The sequence below is a fragment of the Draconibacterium mangrovi genome (assembly GCF_010586825.1).
GTDB lineage: Bacteria > Bacteroidota > Bacteroidia > Bacteroidales > Prolixibacteraceae > Draconibacterium > Draconibacterium mangrovi.
Genome location: NZ_JAAAGB010000002.1, coordinates 510,528 through 527,187 on the forward strand (window position 1 = coordinate 510,528; position 16,660 = coordinate 527,187).

Genomic DNA, 16,660 nt, shown 5'->3' on the forward strand with positions numbered 1-16,660 from the left:
ACCTAATATGAGGAATATAGTTACACTACTTTTTCTATTGCTAATTACCTATTGCAGTTATGGACAAAAAGTAATACCTCTGTATAATGGTGAGACACCTCAGGGCAATGAGCTATTAACATTGAAAGAAAGAGTTAGGCTGGATGAAAACGATGAGATTGTTACCATTCGTAATGTCTCAATGCCCACCTTGACTGTTATTCAACCCAAAGAGGAAAACAATAGGGGAACGGCACTTATAATCTGCCCGGGTGGTGGTTTTCAGGGACTGGCCTATCAACAGGAAGGAACAGCTACTGCAAAATGGTGTGTAGAGAACGGTATCACAGCTTTTATTTTGAAATACAGATTGATGCCTTTTCCATACCTTGAATTAGATCAGGCGGAGCCATCAGAGCGAGATTCCCTCTTCTCTAAATTTGTTGGTCTTGCTGCTGCAGATGGACTTGAAGCAATAAAATATGTACGGAATCACGCATCGGAGTATGGACTTAATCCTGCAAGGATTGGTATTGTGGGATACTCAGCCGGAGGAACACTCGTTGGTTCTGTTGCCCACATTTATACCCAAGAAAGTAGGCCTGATTTTGTTGTCCCTATTTATGCGTACTGTGGAGCAATGCTTGGAGATGAGGTTCCTGTTGATGCTCCTCCCATGTTTCTGGCATGGGCTGCCGATGATCAAATTGCGAGTGGCAATCCCGGATTGTATGAAAAATGGAAGAAAGCTGGCAAATCAATCGAGATGCATAGTTTTTACTCCGGTGGACACGGCTTTTCAGTTATAAAGCAAGATAAACAGTCAGACATTTGGCCTGAGCTGTTTTTGGATTGGATGGAATTTCAGGGATTTATTGAATAATATAGAATTGAACAGATGAAGAAACAAAGTATAATTTTAAGTCTACTGTTGGTGTTGAGTTTTTCAGGAATGGCGCAACTCCCTCCGGTGTTTAAGAATCAGGATCCGGGTAAAGTCCGATCGTCAAGCTTAATTCGTAAAAATCTTACACCTGAACGAATTGTTTGGAGTTCTGATACCACTGGAAATAATATCCGGAATGCAGAATCGTTGCTAAAACCAAGTACCGGACAAGCTGATTTAAGCTTTGGAAACTTTTTTACGATTCAAAATGATGAGGAAACTCAGCATGGAATTATACTCGATTTTGGTAGAGAAATTCAGGGTGGTATTGAAATTGTAACAACCCGTGGGAATCTGAGTCCTGCCGGGAAAGTGCGTATTCGTTTTGGTGAATCGGTAGCAGAAACAATGTGTGATGTAGGAGAGAATGGGGCTACCAACGACCATGCCATGCGTGATTTTGAAGTGACATTACCAACTATGGGCCGCTTGGAAGTTGGTGAATCCGGGTTCCGTTTTGTACGCATCGATTTAGTGGGACCAAATGCCAAAATCTTAATCAAAGAAATTAGTGCCAGTTTCAGGTATCGCGACATTCCTTATTTAGGATCATTCATATGTAATGATGAAGAACTGAATAATATTTGGATGACCGGCGCATATACCGTCCATCTTAATATGAATGAATATCTTCTGGACGGAATAAAAAGAGACCGTCTGGTTTGGGCCGGTGATATGCATCCTGAAATGATGACAATTAATTCTGTATTTGGATACAATGATGTGGTACCTAAGAGTCTTGATTTTGCCCGTGATCAGTATCCATTGCCTAATTGGATGAATGATATTAGTTCATACTCAATGTGGTGGATACTTCTGCAACAAGAATGGTATAAATCACAAAGAGACTTTGAATACCTTGCCAAGCAAGAAGAATATCTCGTAGGAATACTTAACCAACTTGCAAAATACATTGACGAGGATGGAAAAGAAACGTTGGATGGAATGCGCTTTTTAGACTGGCCATCCAGTGAAAACGAAGCAGCTATTCATGCGGGGCTGCAATCAATGATGGTAATGAGCTTTGAGGCAGGTGCAGAACTTTGTAGCTTGCTCGACATCCCGGAGACCAGGGAGATGTGTCTCCAGTCAATAGAGAAATTAAAAAAACATATACCTGATATGGCGGGATCGAAACAAGCTGCAGCTTTGTTGGCCATGTCGGGATTAGTTTCACCGGAAAAAGCAAACTCTGAAGTGCTTGCTAAAGATGGCGTTCATAAAATGTCAACATTCTATGGTTATTATATGCTGATTGCACGTGCTATGGCTGGCGATTATCAGGGCGCGATTGACAATATCAGGGAATATTGGGGAGCGATGCTCGACTTGGGAGCTACTACTTTTTGGGAAGATTTTGACATCAGTTGGATGGAAAACGCAGCCCGGATTGACGAGTTGGTACCTGAAGGAAAAGTAAATGTACATGCAACTTATGGCGGTTACTGTTATGAAGGTTACCGACATAGTTTTTGCCATGGATGGGCATCAGGACCTACAGCCTGGTTAACACAGTATGTGCTTGGTATAAATGTGGTGGAAACGGGATGCAAAACGATAAAGATCAGTCCACATCTTGGCGACCTTGAATGGGTTAAAGGAACTTATCCAACGCCGATGGGCATTTTGTCTGTCGAGCATAAAAAAATGCCGGATGGTTCAGTGCAAACAAAATATACAGAACCTGATGGAGTAAAAATTATTCTGGAATGATGAAGTACTGCCTGATTTTCTCACTTTTTCTATTTTTTGTACACGAGGCTGTTGGTCAAAATCCAATTGTTCCGGCCGGTATGTATATTGCCGATCCATCAGCACATGTCTGGAACGATGGAAAATTGTATGTTTATGGTTCATTGGATGAAAGCACGGAATATTACTGTTCGTTTAAACATCATGTACTTTCAACAGCCGATTTGAAGAGCTGGGAGATAACTGAAAATGTTTTTTCTTCAACCGGCGAAAATGACCAGGTTCCTTATTCGGATAAAGAACTCTACGCTCCGGATTGTCAGTATAAGGATGGTACATATTACTTGTATTATTGCCAACCAGACCGAAAGGCCGCAGAAGGTGTCGCTACAAGCAGCTCTCCATTAGGGCCATTCATGAACGGTAGAAAAATGAACTTAGCAGGAATAGAAGAAATTGATCCTGCAGTGTTTATTGATGATGATGGGCAAGCCTATTATTTGTGGGGGCAGTTCCAGACCAAAATTGCCAAATTAAAGCCCAATATGACAGAAATAGATACTTCGACCATTGTAACTGATGTGATTACCGAAAAGGAGCATTTCTTTCATGAAGGAAGTTACATGGTTAAACGCAATAGTATTTATTACCTGATATATTCAGATATGAGCCGTAATAACCGCCCAACTTGTATTGGGTATTCTATCAGCACTTCACCAATGGGGCCGTTTAAATATGGCGGAGTAATTATTGATAATGATCAGTGTGATCCGGCAACCTGGAACAATCATGGATCTATTGTTGAATTTAACGGACAATGGTACGTGTTTTATCATCGGTCGACGCATAACAGTCGCATGATGCGGAAAGCTTGCGTCGAACCCATTTATTTTAACGAAGACGGTTCTATTGATGAGGTTGAAATGACATCGCAGGGCGCAGGTCCGCCATTGAATGCCTTTGAAAAAATTGATGCTGAACGTGCCTGCCAGTTATTTGGAAATGTAAGAATCCAGCAATTTGAACCTACAAATGAAAAATTAGGTGCGATTCAGGATGGCGATAATGTAGCCTATAAATACGTTGATTTTAAAGATGGGGCAGAAGAAATCAAAGTGAGAATTAAACCGCTCAAAAATGGAGGAACAATTAGTCTCAAACTCGATCAACCGTGGGGTACCACCATTGGGACATTAACATTTCAGGGGAATGAAGAAGCTGAATGGGAAACTGTTACTTCCAAAATCAAAGGAGTAAAAGGAGTTCATGCGGTTTGGATAACATTTAAAGGGAAAGATAACGAGATATGTGATCTGGATTGGTTTGAGTTCAGTTCATCAGCAAATACCGAAAACTAAAAAATTTAGAAAATGAATTTACAATACAAAACAATAGTGGTTACCGGTGGTGGTAGCGGAATGGGGCGAGAGTTGGTAATCGCATTGTTGAAGAAGGGTGCTAAAGTAGCTGCCATCGATATTAATAAAGACTCGTTGGAAGAAACGGTTCGAATTGCGGGGGATTATGGCATTAATGCTAGCACATTTGTGTTAGATATTACAGATAAATCTGCCGTTGAAGAAACAGTTAAAGAAATGCTTGTGCGGCTTAAGTCAATTGATGGACTCATTAACAATGCCGGAATAATTCAGCCATTTGCAGCGGTAAACGATCTGGATGATAAAACCACTGAAAGGGTAATGAACGTCAATTTCTGGGGAACATACTATTTAACCAAAACCATACTTCCGCATCTATTAACGCGTCCCGAAGCACATATTGTAAATGTTTCCAGTATGGGAGGGTTTATTCCTTTTCCAACACAAACCATTTATGGTGCTTCGAAAGCAGCCGTAAAAATATTAACTGAAGGGCTTTATGCAGAATTAAAAAATACAGCAGTAAACGTGACAGTAGTTCATCCCGGCGCAATTATGACGAACATTACACAAAATTCGGGATTAGGTGGACCAAAAGTTGATAACAACGATAAGAATAATATGGCACTTTCTCCTTCAAAAGCAGCTCAGATTATCATCAGAGCAATGGAGAAAAACAAATTCAGAGCTACTGTTGGGAAAGACGCCTGGTTTTTGGATAAGCTTTATCGTTTAGCTCCAAAATTTGCAACTAACTTTATCGGGAAGATGATGAAAAAGAGCCTTACACAACATTAATTGTTAGGATATTTCATTTCTGTTCCCGAAATTCAAAAGGTTTAAAATAAAACTACAAAATGAACCTGAAATTAACAGCATTATTAGGATTTGTATTCCTTCTTTCAAGCAGTTTTACTGGTACTATCCCAAAAGGAGACGAATTGGAAATCAATCTCAAAAAAATGAATTTTATTGGCGAGGTTGACGAAAGGTACCAGTCAATAAATATCGAAATGTGTGAAGTTGTGGGAGGCGATTTTTGGATTCCTTATGACCTGGTTGATACAGCAAAGGTAAAAAGCGGTGGTTTTGCAGCTTTGAAACGATCAATCCCGCCTGTAAATCTCTACGATAATAAACTTCGCACACTTGCTTCTGCGTTGGGACCAATGTATGTGAGGGTAAGTGGAACGTGGGCAAACACCACGTATTTTCAGGATAACGACGAATCGAAACTTAAAGCTGCGCCCGAAGGATATGAAAATGTTTTAACCAGGGCAGAATGGAAAGGTGTTATTGATTTTTGTAAAGCAACCGATTCGAAACTCGTAACTTCTTTTGCCATTAGCAATGGAATGCGCGACGAGGATGGAAACTGGACGCCAGCACAGATTGAGCCATTAATAAATTATACTAAAACGATTGGCGGAGAAATTGCTGCTGCCGAAATGTTTAACGAACCTTCTCATGCCGGACATGGTGGTGCTCCAGAGGGATATGATGGAAATACTTATGCAAAGGATTTCGAAGCTTTTAAAAGTTACGTTGATGTGGCTATCCCTGAAATGAAAATTCTTGGCCCGGGCTCAACGGGTGAAGGCGGTATAATTTCTGGGCAGTCGTTATCAACCGACAGTATTTTTACAGCACATCCAAAACCTGAGTTCGAAATATTTACTTATCACTATTATGGTTGGGTCTCGAAACGCTGTATGGGTAACCGTACACCGGAGTCTGCTTTGGACAGCGATTGGCTAAGCAAAACAGAACTCGGGTTGGAGTATTATGAAAATGCACGTAATAAATATGTGCCGGGTGCACCAATTTGGTTAACAGAAACGGCAGAGACTGCGTGCGGAGGAAATCCCTGGGCAGCTACTTATGTAGATTGTTTCCGTTATTTGGAACAACTTGGGCGATTGGCAAAAAAGGATGTAAAAGTAGTTATGCACAACACCCTTTGTGCCAGTGAATATGCGTTACTTGAACAAGATACGCACGAACCACGACCAAATTACTGGGCTGCTCTGCTTTGGAATAAATTGATGGGGGAAAAAGTGTACGATGCAGGATTAAATGACGATGGAATTGATGTTTTTGCCCACAATCTAAAAGGGCAAAAAGACGGATTCGCTGTTTTAATTGTAAACCCAGGCGCTTCAGAAAAGACGGTGGTAATTCCTTCAAATGCCGAACAATACCTGCTTACTGCTAATGGCGAAAATCTTCAAACTAAATCGGTAAAACTCAATGGTGAAGTACTGAAATTAACTTCAGACGAAAGTTTGCCCACAATCAAAGGGGAAAAAATAAAAGCCAGTGAAATTCAGATTCCCGCATACAGTATATTATTCCTGTCATTCAACAAAATTTAGAACCTTATTCTGTGCATGTATAATCAGCTGTTTTCACTTCTCAAAAATCTAAACCAGGAAACTACAAACCTTTAAAATTGTACAATATGATCTATCATTACCGAGCAGGATTTTATGCTTTAATCTTTTTCCTATCGATAAGTTGGGGATGTAATTCAAAATCCGATAATATGGACAACGAGCGTGAGCAGTTATTTAATAACGGATGGAAGTTTATACGTGATTCCATTGGCGGAGCGGAACAATTGGTATTTAACGATTCTGCCTGGTTGGAGGTTGATCTTCCTCATGATTTTAGTTTGATGGACATCGATGGAGAAGATGCTGCTGACCAGATTGGTCCTTTCTCAAAAAAGTCTCCTGGGAACGGAAATTCAACCGGACATTTTTTGGGAGGAACCGGATGGTACCGAAAAACTTTTTCGATCGATAAAAAGGATGAAGGGAAAACCGTTATATTAAAGTTTGAAGGTGTTTACATGGAATCGGAAGTTTGGGTGAATGGCCATAAAGCCGGTATTCATAAAAATGGCTATACTCCTTTCTGGATCAATATTACACCGTTTTTGAACACGGCAGAAGAATCGAATGTAGTTGCAGTAAAGGTTGAAAATATTGGCCGAAATTCGCGCTGGTATAGCGGTTCTGGAATTTACCGAAACGTGTATTTACAGGTCACTGATCCTGTTCATGTTGGGGTGTGGGGAACAAAAATTACTACGCCGGAAATCAATCACAACGAAGCAGTTGTCGAGGCTGAAATTACGGTTCAGAACGACAATGAAACAGAAATAAATGCTGAGATAATAATAAATATCAAAAATTCGGACGGTAATATAGTCGGTACTACGACCGGATCAATTATAATCCCATCAAAATCAGAAGAAGTTTCTAAAAACCAGATCAATGTAGAAAGTCCTGTTTTGTGGTCGCTTGATTCGCCTAATCTTTATACCGCAGAAGTGGTCGTTAAAGTAGGGGATGAGGTAAAAGACATATATGATCAAACTTTTGGAATCCGTAATTTGGAGTTCTCTGCCGATAAAGGATTTCTTCTAAACGGAGAATCAGTTTTACTAAAAGGTGCATGCATCCACCATGATAACGGATTGCTTGGTGCAGCTGCATTTGAAAGAGCAGAAGAGAGAAAAGTTGAGGTATTAAAAGCCAATGGTTTCAATGCAATTCGCTGTGCTCATAATCCATTTTCCGACGCTTTTTATAAGGCTTGCGACAAACATGGAATGCTGGTTATTAGTGAATTTACAGATATTTGGGAGAACTATAAAAACCCACAGGATTACTCGCAGTTTTTTAAAGATTACTGGCAAAAAGACGTAACAAACTGGATGATGCACGATCGGAATCACCCGAGCATTATCATGTGGAGTATTGGAAATGAAATTTTTGAGCCGGAGGATTCAACTCGTTTACGAATTGGTACTCAACTGGCAAAACGTGTCAGAGAGTTGGATGATACGCGCGCGGTGACCATGGGAGTAACAGGATTTTTCTATCCCAAAGGGTGGGAGTCAACAACTCCAATGTTTGATCTGCTTGATGTTTGTGGTTATAATTATATGATCGATGAAGTAGAATACGATCATCAGAAATTCCCGGAGCGAATAATTTATATGTCAGAGTCCTACGCTACATCGGCATATGATTATTGGAAAACTGTAGAAAAGCACCCTTATGTTATAGGTGATTTTATATGGACAGCCTGGGACTACCTGGGCGAGGTATCTATCGGAAAACCGAATTATGTTCCGGAAAGTCAGGGAGTGGGATTTTCAGGGAATTTCTCCGGATTTAAACTGCCGGAAGGTGTAAATATATTTGATCTTCAGGCGATGCGTCCATCTAACTGGCCCTATTTTCTTGCCAATTGCGGAGACATTGATATATCCGGGGAGAAAACTCCTCAAATGCTTTATCGCGATGTAATCTGGGGAAATAGTAATCTTGAAATAAATGTACACGAGCCAATCCCTGAAGGAATGATAGAAACAGCCGGAGCGTGGTCGTGGCCAATGGAATTTCCTCATTGGAACTGGCCGGGAAGTGAAGGCAAAGTACTTCATGTAAGAGTGTTTACAAGGGCTTCTCAGGTTAAGCTGGAATTGAAAGGTAAATGGTTTGCTGAAAAGGAATTAACTGAAGCAGATAAATACATCGCCACATTTGAGGTGCCATATCAACCCGGAGAATTAAAAGCCACTTGTTACGAGAACGGGGTAGAGGTTGAAAGCAAAATATTAAAAACTGCTAAAGAACCAAAGACCATTAGGCTTACTGCAGAGCAGAGTAAATTGAAAGCTGATCGTAAAGAAGTAGTATTCGTAAAGGTTGAAGTGATGGATGAATCAGGACAACTTGTTCCAACTAATGATGTAACAATTGAATTATCTATATCAGGAAATGGTGAAATTATTGCTTCGGGCAATGCAAGTCCCAATGACATGGAGAGTTTTAACAGCACAGTCTTAAAAACCTATCAGGGAAAAGCGCAGGTTGTTATTCGTCCTTTTGCTACAGCTGGTGAAATAATATTAAAAGCTCATTCTCAAAATTTAACTGATGAAGAACTAAAAATTGTTTCAGAATAAATATTAAAACGTTGAATTGAAAAAAACAGGTTCGTGGTCATTTAATGTTGTAGGTTTGTAGTAATGATCGATGAATTGATAAATACAATAAAGGAAGACGAGAAGAGTTGGTTGCGCTTTCAGAAGGTATTTGTTGAAAGAGAAATTACCTCAAAAAAAATCTTGTTACAGGAAGGGGAAATTTCGAAGCATATTTACCTCATAAAAAAAGGATGCTTGCGAGAGTGGTTTAATAAAGATGGAAAAGATATAACCTTCCAATTCTTTTTTGAAGGACAAGCGGTTGCTTCCATTGATAGTTTCATGAGCAACAACACAAGTCTTTTTACCATTGAAAGCATTGAACCATCTACTTTGATTTCAATTAGGAAAGATGATTTCGACGAACTTATACAAACCTATCCAAAATTACAGCTTGAGTTTCAAAATTTAATTTTTCAACGGCTACGAAACTACGGTCAACTTTTCCTTTCAAGAATCAAGGATAGTCCGGAAGAAAGGTATAAAGATTTAATTCAGAACCAACCCGAAATCATTAAACGGGTTCCACAGCATTACATTGCTTCTTTTCTGGGAATTACAGCAATCTCACTTAGTCGGATCAGAAACAGAAAGTAGAAATATTTAATTATAGCTGGCGCCATGCACTCACTTTATAAGCGGTGAATGCATCCTTATTTTAATATTTTTAATCCCATACGGAAAAAGTATTTACTATCCACATCCAGGCTTAGTTCTTCTTTTAAATCTTCGTTCTGAATCGCCAAAATATTTCTTACGGATATTCCGATTCCGGTATCCAAATATAAGTCTCCAAAGAGTTTAAACTGGTATTCGGGGCCAATCGTTATTCTTGAATAGGAGGATTTGTTTAAATCTATTGTAGTAGGAATTGCATCAAAACGAACGTTGTAGTAATCTCCATTAACATTTGCCGACAGACCGATTCTGGAGCTTTCGTTAAAACAGTAAAACTGCGACATGTAGGTTGGTAGCAAGAATGATGTCAGCCATTTATTTTTTCTGTATGTCAGGTTTATCAAGGGGAGTAAAGTTAGTTTTCCAAACCTACTGGTATAGGCTATTCCCATCCCATATTGAAAGTTATCTTTTGCCCTTTTTACAGCTAAAGCTGAAAACTGATATATAAAGTCGTCTGAACTTAATTTGTCTTTAAAATCTGATGCCAATGTCGGAGAAAAATTTAATGCCAATCTCCAATTTTTAGGCAATACTTTTATCAACCCAACAGTGAAGTCTAAAGAACGATATGTCTCCTGAAATTCCAAATCTGTAGATTCCAGAAAAACATTATAACTGAATACAGAAAGATCAATCTTATTATAAAAATATAATTTCCGTTCTTTTAAAGGAATGGCATACTGTAACGTAAAGTTATATTCGTTCATGCCAATTCTTCCATTTTCCGATTTGGTTTTAAAGTTTGACTTTGGATAATAAAGGAAATCAGTCGTAGCCAACGGAAATTTTGTTAGCGGAACTTGGGATGTCGTATCTATACTGTTTTTTGTATTTAATCCCTTTTTTGAGTCTTCGGCTGTTGTTTGCGCGCATAAAACATGTGTAAACAGAATAAGTGCAAGGAATAGGAGATAGCCTTTACTTCTTTCTTTAAACGCTAAATAGAAGTCGCTTGTATCGGTTGCCATAAGAGAATTTGATAATAGATTTTGAAATCAATTTTCTATAAAAGAAGAGGATGCCCAACTATTCCTGGACACCCTCGTTTCTGTCTATTATGTGTTGATACTTCGTAGTACTTATTAAGTTCTCATTACAGCACCACCATCAACACAGATTGACTGCCCTGTAATCCATTCTGATAGATCTGAAAGCAGGAAGGCTACAATGGATCCCATATCTTCAGGTTTTCCAACGCGTGGTGCCGGAATCATTTGCAATACCATACCCACAATTTGCTCCGAATTTTGAAGACCACTTTCTGTCATAACCAAACCTGGCGAAACTGCATTACAGCGGATACCTTGCTTACCGAATCGGCTTGCTACATTTCTTGTCATTGCTCCGATTCCTGCTTTTGTAACCGCATATGTCACCTTATCGGGCATACCTGCATATAATGCATCTGAAACAGTATTTACTATTGATCCTCCACCGGCTTCCAGAATGTGGGGAATAGCATATTTTGAGGTAAGCATAAACCCGGTAAGATTAATATCAATGTTGCGCTGCCAATCCGCTAAGTCAATATCAACTGGGTTTGTGTCTTTCATCACTTCCGCCGGATTAATATTGGCTGCAACATTAAACAAGCCATTAATTTTACCATACTCACTAATCGCCAAATCGATTAGTGCCTTCACGTCTTCCTGACTTGAAATATCAGTTTTGGTTGCGATTCCATCTCCTCCTGCTTCTTTTATTGAAGCAACGCATCGTTCAGCGTTTGCCTTTATAATGTCACCAACAACAATTTTAGCGCCTCCGGCACCTAAAAATTTAGCAACTCCATCAGCGATTTCGCCTGCACCGGCGAACACTATTACTTTATCTTTTAAACCTTCCATACTATTAAATTTTTTAGTTTGTGATTTTATTAATGCTTTTAAATCTGTCAGTCATACACTTAATTAAGAGCCTTGCAACAAGCTCTTTTAATACATGAGCTTTATTTCTGTTTCGACATCTTTATTCAAAAGAATGCTACAATCTTTAAAATCGGGACGCGACAAACCTGGTTTAACGTTTTTTGAAAATCCATACCCTTCTTTTGGCATACCGATTATCGACTTGTCCATTTTTTTATTGTCGTTTTCGTCGTGATAAATTATGAGAGCATATTCTATTTCAGGTAAATCATTAATAACAACTCTTCCTTTGGCCTCTTCAACTTTAAACCGATAAATTTTGTACTCTTCATTTTCTTTTAAAAACGATTCGTCATTATCATATACACTTACTTGTATTTCACCTTTTAACGGATTGATATTCGGAACAGTTACGATTAATGTGGTTGACTGACCATGTGCATATTGCCCTATAACTGACAAGCAAACAACAACCAAGAATTTGAAAAATCTCATAAATACATTCTTTAATTACACCACTAAACTAGCTGGTAATGAGGAGGGTTTTAATGAAAAATATAGTCAACGGGGCAAATTGCGGGATGAATGGGCACTATGTGAAATGAATGAATTAGTGTAGATAAGAAAAAAGAATAAAAAAAGGATGTCCGAATATTTACGGGACATCCTCAATTCTATTTCTATTTCAATTAAAGAGTAATATTTGCAATGATTTATTCCGAGTATTCCAGCCAGTTAAGAAACTTGGCTACATTTCCTTTACTCACGATAATCTTTTCTTTATACGGTACTTTCAGGTGCAATGAGATTCTTCTTCCAAAATATTGGGCAGCTTCAATTATTGATTTACGATTAATGATAAATTGGCGATTTACCCTAAAAAAGTTTGTCCCGATAGTTTGTTCCAGAACTTCAAGTGTTTTGTTCGTTGTATAATTTTGATTGTCGAATGTTGTCAGGTAGGTAATGCCATTCTCAATGTAGAACATAGCGATGTCGTCCAGTTTTACCGGCTTTATTTTGTCTTTAATATAAACCAGAATTGAAGATGAAACCTGATTCTCGTTCTTTTGCAGAATGCCCATAATTGCTCTGTACTGTGCATCATTGGGCAAGAGCATCTTTTGTAAATCTTTATACTTCTTAAAAGCATCTTTAATCGAACCCAATGTAAACGGTTTGACAATATACGCGATACTATTTGTTTCAAAGGCATTTATGGCATAATCATCATACGCCGTACAGAATATTATCGGAGTTAAAACATTAACCTCTCTAAATATCTCAAAGCTTAATCCATCTCCTAACTGAATATCGCTAAAGATTAAATCCGGAGCAGGATTATCTTGAAAATATTCTATTCCTGTCTTCACCGAGGAAATAGTGGAAACTATCTCTGCATTCGGTTCTGATTCTTTAATAAGTGCCGCCAAATAATTGGCCGAAATCTTTTCATCTTCTATTATAATTATTTTCATTCTCGATGATTTTTAGAATTACTGAAAATTCCAGATCATTTTCTTCGATAATAATATCTTCATTCGCTAATAAACGGTATCGTTCAGATAAATTAGCCAAGCCTGTTTCTGTTGAGACTTCCTTGAATCGTTTGATTTGTTTGCGGTTACTGACTTTAATCCATCCATCCTTTTCTTTAATGCTAATAACCAGTGGATTTTCGGATGTGAGTTCGTTGTGTTTTATCGCATTTTCAACTAATGGCTGAATAGAAAAAGCAAGTATCGATTTGTCTTCCTGAATTTCTTCCGGTATATCTACCGAATAAGAAAGTGCATCGCCAAATCTTACTTTTTGTAACTCTACATATTCATTACAAAATTTTAATTCATCCTCTATTTTAACTATTTTTTTGTTCTGATTCGATATGGATCTTCGAAGAAAATCAGATAGATTAATTAAATACTTTTCTGCGGCCTTTGTATCCGTCATTATTAATGACAACAGTATACTAAGCGCATTAAATAATAAATGAGGATGTATCTGTTGTCTCAACAATTGGTTGGAAGCCTCAACATTCGCAACCTTTAATCTTGAGTTTTCAATTTCGGCTTTAGTTTTTGCATAATTGACCAAAACAAAATTTTGCATCATTAATACTAAGGTATTAAGAATTACAATATCTACTATGATGAAGAAGCTTGTCCCTATTGTAAAGGTTACATCCCGAACTATACAATAAATAAAAACTATTATAATCGCGATAATCGTATTAATCGTATTACTAATTAAAACAAAGGCTAATTTATATTTTGAAGTATTTTGATATAAATTTTCCGTTAGAATAGCTAATCCAAGATTTGTAAAAGAAGTCAGCAATGTTATTATTATACTTAATAATGAAATAGTAATTGACTGTTGAAGACTATCTGAATCATGTTTCATTATCAATGAGAATGTTAACGCAAACAGTGTAACAACTACTGTTAGCCCAACATTAACAAGGCTTATTTGTCGAACTGGAATGTTTGATTTTGCCTTTTTTATTTTATTCAATTCAAGCAACATATATATTGTTTTAAATCATTGAAAATTAACTACAAAATTAAATAACTCGATAGATGCCTGAATCTTTTTTTTAGGCAACGGGACAAATTCCCGGTTGAACAACTAATTTAATCATTTAGATGGTACACCAATACTTTCTCTAAAATAGAATGAAAGGAGATTAATTAACAATTGTTATCGTCCGGCCATTGTTGATTTCTGACCTTTGTTGCATAAATTTTAAACAACAGAAACATGAAACTTACATTATTATTATTTGGATTATCGTTGAAAATGAGAATGGCGAATAAAAAGAATGAACTTTTTAAGCGTCGATTAAGCACCAAAACCGGCTCAATATTAATTCGAACCGCCGATCGTAGCACCGGGCGACTTTTTAGCTTTACGAAAGGCCACATATTTACAAAAATTGAAAAAACCGGAGATGCCGATGTGCAGATGGTTTGGAAAGATGCCCAAATTGCTTTTAACACCATGACCAGTAGCGATCCTCAGGCATTATTCCGGGCAATGGATAGAGGAGATGTAGAAATGATTGGTGATTTATCAGTTGCGCAATGGTTTGGTTTGCTGATAAAAGCGATGAAAGCCAGTGACAAAAAAGCAGAAAACAAAAACCCGCAAAGAATAGCCATGATTGGGCTCGGTAAAATGGGTAAAGGTATTGCAACTAACATTCAAAAAGCGGGATTTGATTTGGTTGTGTATAATCGCACAAGCGCGAAAGCAAAGCCATTTTTGGATAAAGGTGCTACATTAGCCAAAACTCCGGCAGAAGCTGCCAGCTTTGCAAATATCGTAGTTACATCACTTATGGATGATGCTTCAGTGCTGAATATTGTGACCGCTGAAGATGGAATATTAGCTGGTTTAACAAAAGGAGGCATTCATCTTTGTGCTACAACCATTTCACCTGAAATGTCGAAAAAACTGGAAGAGATACACCGTAAACATGGAAGCCATTTTGTTATGGGCGCAGTAGTTGGACGACCAGATGCAGCAGAGGCAGGAGAACTATTGACTTTGATGGCCGGTGATGAGTCGCTCATTGATCAGTGCAGAGCTATAACTTCAGCGTATTCGGCTGCAACGCTAATCATTGGTAAAGAACCATGGCTGGCAAATTATGCAAAACTTTCAGTAAACTATTTTGCGGTTTCTAATATGGAGTTAATGGGCCAATTGTACGCCATGGGCGATGCAACTGGAATTGGCAGAGCCTTTTACAAACAAATCTTTGAATCCAGCTATTCCAATCCAATTCTTAAATTTTATGCAAAAAGAATTATGGATAAATCCTACGAAGACAATGTTGGCTTCGAACTTTCAGGAGGCTTGAAAGATGTAAAGCTTATGCTTCAGGCATCAAATGTTACCTCAGGTTCATTAAACTATGCACCTATTATTATTTCAAAAATGGAGCAAGCTATGGAATTAGGCAAAGAACATTGTGATTGGAGCGTATTTACAAGTATTTCGGCAGTTAAATAGAAGATAGGTAACGGAAATTTAGGAAGGCATGAATTAATCCCATACTATTAGTGTTTTTATAATAGTGTTAATCCCTGTTTAGCTTGTAATAATCGATCCAGGATTTTATTCTACCAACAAACATCTTTAAATAGTTTTCAGTCAGGAATATATTTGACCAGTCAAACCTTTGAGCTTGTACACCGAGATAAAAGATGAAAATAGAAGCACCTGCTTCCGGAATTAGACTTATCTCTTCATCTGTAAGTTGACTTCTTTGCTGGTAGCCTGTAAGAAAGCTTTGAACTTTTGATTCGTATATTTTTTTCTCAGATTCGATGAAAAATAATTGTTTGCAGAAATAACCAACATCTAAAATCAATAATCCATTGCCGCAATTGTCAAAGTCAAATATGGTAATTTCGCTCTCATCTTTAACGCTAAAATTGTCATACCAAATATCAAGATGGACTATTCCTTTTTGAAAATCAGATTGATTAATTTTTTGAAACGTTTTAGAAATCTCATTTCCTATTTCTTTTAGATATTTCATTTCGGGCAATTCCTCGGAAAAAAATTGGGTTAATTGCTTATATGAGTTAATTAAAAGCTGTTCCGAATTGTAATTTGTTCTGTTAATTGATTTGTTTTTCGTTATACTATGAATTTCACTCACTAGAGAACCAATTGCAAAACACGTATCATTGCTCATAAACCGCATTTTTTCACCTTCTGCAAATGCAAATAATACGGCATAACGAGTTCCTTCGGGCGCATTTATTTCTTGAATGTAATTGAAATTTTTATCGGAAATTGGAAATGAAACTGAAAGGTTATTTTCTTGAAGTAATCTCAGAAGATTTAGTTCTTCTTGAATTTCGATTTTAGTTCTCCAATTATGGCAGTATACTCTGACAACATACTTCTTAGTAGGATTTGAAATGATATAAGTATGATTTAATCCTGTTCTGAATAATTTACATTCAAAATTCTCACTTAATCGGTATCTTATTTTTATAAAATCGCCGAGTTCCTCTTCTGACAGGATAGAAGCGATTACTGGAAAAGTTGTCATTAGGATTTTTTTGTGTTGATTGTTGAGAATGATTTGGTT

General features: G+C 37.6%; 14 protein-coding genes. 8 read left to right on the forward strand and 6 right to left on the reverse strand.

What is annotated here, in order from left to right; all coding sequences use genetic code 11:
* Positions 1–7: 7 nt before the first annotated feature.
* The 7 genes from G4420_RS09135 to G4420_RS09165 all read left to right on the forward strand — a co-directional run bounded on the left by G4420_RS09135 (position 8) and on the right by G4420_RS09165 (position 9,598).
* Complete coding sequence (locus G4420_RS09135) at positions 8–862, forward strand: alpha/beta hydrolase (protein ID WP_163323338.1); 855 nt, start codon at positions 8–10, stop codon at positions 860–862.
* A gap of 15 nt (positions 863–877) precedes the next feature.
* The gene (locus G4420_RS09140; RefSeq protein WP_163323339.1) at positions 878–2,638 is read left to right on the forward strand and encodes an alpha-L-rhamnosidase-related protein; all 1,761 of its coding nucleotides are present in this window, start codon (positions 878–880) and stop codon (positions 2,636–2,638) included.
* The gene (locus G4420_RS09145; RefSeq protein ID WP_163323340.1) at positions 2,635–3,975 is read left to right on the forward strand and encodes a family 43 glycosylhydrolase; all 1,341 of its coding nucleotides are present in this window, start codon (positions 2,635–2,637) and stop codon (positions 3,973–3,975) included. The genes G4420_RS09140 and G4420_RS09145 overlap by 4 nt, the downstream gene beginning before the upstream one ends.
* Before the next feature lie 12 nt (positions 3,976–3,987).
* On the forward strand, positions 3,988–4,794 hold the full coding sequence (locus G4420_RS09150) for an SDR family NAD(P)-dependent oxidoreductase (protein WP_163323341.1): 807 nt from the start codon (positions 3,988–3,990) through the stop codon (positions 4,792–4,794).
* Positions 4,795–4,853: 59 nt separating this feature from the next.
* Complete coding sequence (locus G4420_RS09155; RefSeq protein WP_163323342.1) at positions 4,854–6,371, forward strand: hypothetical protein; 1,518 nt, start codon at positions 4,854–4,856, stop codon at positions 6,369–6,371.
* Between the two features lie 86 nt (positions 6,372–6,457).
* Entirely contained in the window at positions 6,458–8,980 is a 2,523-nt protein-coding gene (locus G4420_RS09160; RefSeq protein WP_163323343.1) for a glycoside hydrolase family 2 TIM barrel-domain containing protein, read from the forward strand.
* Positions 8,981–9,043: 63 nt separating this feature from the next.
* Positions 9,044–9,598: a Crp/Fnr family transcriptional regulator gene (locus G4420_RS09165; protein WP_163323344.1), complete on the forward strand. Its 555-nt coding sequence runs from the start codon at positions 9,044–9,046 to the stop codon at positions 9,596–9,598.
* Between the two features lie 56 nt (positions 9,599–9,654).
* Here G4420_RS09165 and G4420_RS09170 read toward each other — a convergent pair whose 3' ends face one another.
* The 5 genes from G4420_RS09170 to G4420_RS09190 form a co-directional block, all read right to left on the reverse strand.
* On the reverse strand, positions 9,655–10,650 hold the full coding sequence (locus G4420_RS09170; RefSeq protein ID WP_163323345.1) for a DUF6268 family outer membrane beta-barrel protein: 996 nt from the start codon (positions 10,648–10,650) through the stop codon (positions 9,655–9,657).
* Positions 10,651–10,764: 114 nt separating this feature from the next.
* A complete protein-coding gene (locus tag G4420_RS09175; protein ID WP_163323346.1) occupies positions 10,765–11,529 on the reverse strand; it encodes an SDR family NAD(P)-dependent oxidoreductase in 765 nt (254 codons plus the stop codon).
* Positions 11,530–11,616: 87 nt separating this feature from the next.
* On the reverse strand, positions 11,617–12,045 hold the full coding sequence (locus tag G4420_RS09180) for a DUF2141 domain-containing protein (protein WP_163323347.1): 429 nt from the start codon (positions 12,043–12,045) through the stop codon (positions 11,617–11,619).
* A gap of 218 nt (positions 12,046–12,263) precedes the next feature.
* Positions 12,264–13,028 (reverse strand): LytR/AlgR family response regulator transcription factor, encoded by a 765-nt coding sequence (locus G4420_RS09185; protein WP_163323348.1) that lies wholly within the window; start codon positions 13,026–13,028, stop codon positions 12,264–12,266.
* Positions 13,003–14,076 carry a sensor histidine kinase gene (locus tag G4420_RS09190; protein WP_163323349.1) on the reverse strand — a complete coding sequence of 358 codons (1,074 nt, stop codon included), beginning with the start codon at positions 14,074–14,076 and terminating at the stop codon, positions 13,003–13,005. The genes G4420_RS09185 and G4420_RS09190 overlap by 26 nt, the downstream gene beginning before the upstream one ends.
* A 234-nt stretch (positions 14,077–14,310) precedes the next feature.
* On the opposite strand from G4420_RS09190, the gene G4420_RS09195 reads away from it, so the two are divergent.
* Complete coding sequence (locus G4420_RS09195; RefSeq protein ID WP_163323350.1) at positions 14,311–15,567, forward strand: NAD(P)-dependent oxidoreductase; 1,257 nt, start codon at positions 14,311–14,313, stop codon at positions 15,565–15,567.
* A gap of 67 nt (positions 15,568–15,634) precedes the next feature.
* Here G4420_RS09195 and G4420_RS09200 read toward each other — a convergent pair whose 3' ends face one another.
* A complete protein-coding gene (locus tag G4420_RS09200) occupies positions 15,635–16,621 on the reverse strand; it encodes a phosphotransferase (RefSeq protein WP_163323351.1) in 987 nt (328 codons plus the stop codon).
* Between the last annotated feature and the right edge of the window lie 39 nt (positions 16,622–16,660).